1 protein-coding gene is annotated in these 209 nt (G+C 66.5%); it reads right to left on the bottom strand.

The annotated features are described in order from the left end of the window. The coding region (locus B4C31_RS08000; RefSeq protein ID WP_291532033.1) for a hypothetical protein at nt 1-209 on the bottom strand (209 nt) is incomplete at both ends.

Here is a 209-nt window from a genome sequence, read left to right as displayed (position 1 = left end):
CGGGACTCATGGCGCTCGGTGCCGAGCACATACAGACCACCGAGCCCGACGACCTCCTCGTGCTCGTCCTTGACCTGCTCCTTGACCTCGGCCAGGGTGCCCGGCCAGCGCTTCTCATACTCCTCCGGGGTGTCATCCGGGGAGTAGCCCTCGGCCTTGAGCTTGGCGTCGGCCAGGAACTCCACGTTGCCGCCCAGCATGATGTCGGT

It is taken from the genome of Bifidobacterium sp. UBA4282, from assembly GCF_002394995.1.
GTDB classification, from domain to species: Bacteria; Actinomycetota; Actinomycetes; order Actinomycetales; family Bifidobacteriaceae; genus Bifidobacterium; species Bifidobacterium pullorum_B.
The sequence above is the reverse complement of the archived record's forward strand: the minus strand, read 5'-3'. Positions and strand labels throughout refer to the sequence as shown.